Annotated in this window: 5 protein-coding genes; 4 read left to right on the top strand and 1 reads right to left on the bottom strand. The window is 72.6% G+C overall.

Annotated features, from left to right (window positions below; translation table 11 throughout):
* A partial coding sequence (locus VF825_RS18535) for a hypothetical protein (RefSeq protein ID WP_331116152.1) occupies positions 1 to 365 on the bottom strand: 365 nt, incomplete at its 3' end.
* 144 nt (positions 366 to 509) lie between these two features.
* Here VF825_RS18535 and rimP point away from each other — a divergent pair.
* From rimP to VF825_RS18515, 4 genes are all read left to right on the top strand, one after another.
* Positions 510 to 1037 (top strand): ribosome maturation factor RimP, encoded by a 528-nt coding sequence (gene rimP, locus VF825_RS18530; protein WP_331116150.1) that lies wholly within the window; start codon positions 510 to 512, stop codon positions 1035 to 1037.
* The gene (gene nusA / locus VF825_RS18525; RefSeq protein WP_331116148.1) at positions 1037 to 2074 is read left to right on the top strand and encodes a transcription termination factor NusA; all 1038 of its coding nucleotides are present in this window, start codon (positions 1037 to 1039) and stop codon (positions 2072 to 2074) included. The genes rimP and nusA overlap by 1 nt, the downstream gene beginning before the upstream one ends.
* 8 nt (positions 2075 to 2082) lie before the next feature.
* Complete coding sequence (locus VF825_RS18520) at positions 2083 to 2451, top strand: YlxR family protein (RefSeq protein WP_331116146.1); 369 nt, start codon at positions 2083 to 2085, stop codon at positions 2449 to 2451.
* A 107-nt stretch (positions 2452 to 2558) separates the two neighbouring features.
* On the top strand, positions 2559 to 2846 hold a 288-nt coding region (locus VF825_RS18515; protein WP_331116144.1), incomplete at its 3' end, for a translation initiation factor IF-2 N-terminal domain-containing protein.

Below are 2846 nucleotides of genomic sequence, written 5' to 3'. Positions count from 1 at the left end.
GGGGCGGTCCCGGTCGTGGCGCCGGCGGTCGGGGACGGAGCGGGCACGGGCACTCCGGCCTGGCGCAGCACCTGCTCCAGGACCGCGGCCTGCTGGTGGTGGGCCGGGGCGAGCAGCGCCGGCCACGGGCCGGCCGTCGTCCGGGCGGAGGTGGCGGCCTGCTCCAGCGACCGGGTCCCGGCCAGGGCCGCCAGCAGGGTCCGCTCGTCGGGCGCCGGCGTGCGCTCGGGGACGAACGGCAGCGAGCCGGTGTGGTCCTCCAGGCGGACACCGCAGCCGGTGAGCGCCGTCGCGGAGGTGACCCCCAGCGCGATGAGGACGGTGCGTCGCGACCAGGCGCGCGGCATACCGTCCCTCCCCGACATGCGCCCGATCATGGCACGGGGCGGCCCGCGCCCCACGGCGGCATGCGACTGGCCGCGCAGCCGATAGAGTGTGACCACGGACGGCCGTGTGTGGGTGCCTCATGCGTGTCGGACGACTCGAGAACACTGGGAGCGGAGGCGGCATTGAGCACCAAGGACCGGATTCGCCCCACGATCGAGGCGCCGCTGCACGCGCTCGGGCTCGTGATCGAGGACGTCGCCGTGACGCCGGCCGGCAAGCGCCGGCTCGTGCGGGTCTACCTCGACCGCGACCTGTCCGGCCTCGCGGCCGACGACGACCGCAGCCCCGTCCCGCCGCTCACCCTCGACGAGGTCGCCGACGCGACCCGTGCGGTGAGCGCCGCGCTGGACGAGAGCGACGCGATGGGCCCCCAGCCCTACGTCCTCGAGGTCACCTCCCCGGGGGTCGAGCGGCCACTGACCGAGCCGCGGCACTTCCGCCGCAACGTCGGCCGCCTGGTCAAGGTCACCGGGACCGACGACGCGGTGCTGACCGGGCGACTGGTCGCGGCCGGCCCTGAGGGGATCACCCTGTCCGTGGACGGCGCCAAGGGCGCCCCGGCCACGGACCACACGCTTGCCTTTGCCGAGATAGCGCGCGCCCTGGTGCAGGTGGAGTTCACCCGCGGCGCTGATGAGGAGGACGACTGATGGACATCGACCTGGCGGCGCTGCGTGCGCTGGAGCGGGAGCGCGACATCTCCCTGGCCGTGATCATCCCCGCCATCGAGCAGGCGATGCTCGTGGCCTACCACCGCACCGAGGGCGCCTACCGCCTCGCCCGCGTGGAGCTCGACCGCAAGACCGGCCACGTCGTGGTGTGGGCCCGTGAGGAGGGCGAGGTCGGTGAGGACGGCACCCGCGGAGAGCCCGGGCCCGAGTTCGACGACACCCCCGAGGGCTTCGGCCGGATCGCCGCCTCGACGGCGCGGCAGGTCATCGTCCAGCGGCTGCGTGACATCGAGGACGAGGCGATCCTCGGGGACTTCCGTGGCCGCGAGGGTGACGTCGTCGCCGGCGTGATCCAGCAGAGCAGCGACCCGCGCAACGTCCTGGTCGACTTCGGCACCGTGGAGGGCATCCTCCCGCTGGCCGAGCAGGTGCCGGGGGAGCGCTACGTCCACGGCGAGCGGCTGCGCTGCTATGTCGTCAGCGTCAAGCGCGGCCCGCGCGGCCCGCAGATCGGGCTGTCCCGCACCCACCCCAACCTGGTGCGCAAGCTGTTCGCGCTCGAGGTGCCCGAGATCGCCGACGGCACCGTCGAGATCGCGGCGCTGGCCCGTGAGGCCGGCCACCGCACCAAGATCGCCGTCCACTCCAAGGTCCCCGGCGTCAACGCCAAGGGCGCCTGCATCGGCCCGATGGGCGCCCGGGTGCGCGCGGTCATGACCGAGCTGCACGGCGAGAAGATCGACATCGTCGACTACTCCGCCGACCCGCAGGAGTTCGTCGCCGCGGCCCTGTCGCCCTCCCGTGTGCAGTCGGTCGAGATCGTCGACCCCACGCTGCGCTCGGCCCGCGTGGTCGTGCCCGACTACCAGCTCTCCCTCGCCATCGGCAAGGAGGGGCAGAACGCCCGCCTGGCCGCCAAGCTCACCGGCTGGCGCATCGACATCCGCTCCGACACCGCCCCGGCGGCCGGTGCGAGTGTGACGCCTGAGGCGGCTGGCGCGGAGGACGGGCGTTAGGCGGTAGAGTGGTCCAGACCGATCGGACGCAAGACGTCCGTGTGCGGCGATCCCACTCCACGGCACGCACGTGTGTGGGCTGCCGTACCCGCGACGACCGGTCGTCACTGCTGCGAGTCGTCGCGGTGTGGAATGAGCAGGAGCAGCAGCTCGTTGCCCATCCTGATCCCCGACGTCGGCTGCCCGGGCGTGGCGCATGGCTGCACCCGACACCCGAATGTCTCGAGCTCGCCGTGCGACGCAGGGCGTTCGCGCGGGCCTTGCGCGTCAAGGCCCCGCTGGACACCTCCCTCGTCAGGACGCACGTGCTCGAGGAGCAGCAGGCCGTCGTCGATGGCTCCCAGGAGCCGTCGGAACATGCAACCGAAAGCGGGTAAGACGCTGATGAGCACCCGATGAGTACTCACCGATGAGCACCCCCCAGCTTTAACGACGGTCCGCGCCTGTCGATCTCTCGATGGTCCGGACCGAGGACAGGAGAAACGTGGCTAAGGTCCGGGTCTACGAGCTCGCCAAGGAGCTCGGAGTCGAGAGCAAGACACTGCTCAACCATCTGAAGGAGCAGGGCGAGTTCGTCCGGTCGGCGTCGTCGACCATCGAGCCCCCTGTCGTGCGCAAGATTCGCGAGACGTTCCCCGCCGAGCTCGCGGGCGGTGGCGCAGCCAAGCCGGCTGCCCCCGCCAAGAAGTCGGCCCCTGCGGCGAAGCCGGCTGCGCCGGCTCCCGCAGCCCCCGCCAAGGCGGCTCCCGCTGCTCCGGCGAAGCCGGCTGCG

The sequence above is a fragment of the Oryzihumus sp. genome (assembly GCF_036391795.1).
Lineage (GTDB): Bacteria > Actinomycetota > Actinomycetes > Actinomycetales > Dermatophilaceae > Oryzihumus.
This window is presented reverse-complemented; position numbering and strand designations above follow the sequence as displayed.

Bases quoted from the DNA above. Each gene is read 5' to 3' on its own strand.
- nusA (WP_331116148.1), top strand. From the start codon at position 1,037: ATGGACATCGACCTGGCGGCGCTGCGTGCGCTGGAGCGGGAGCGCGAC.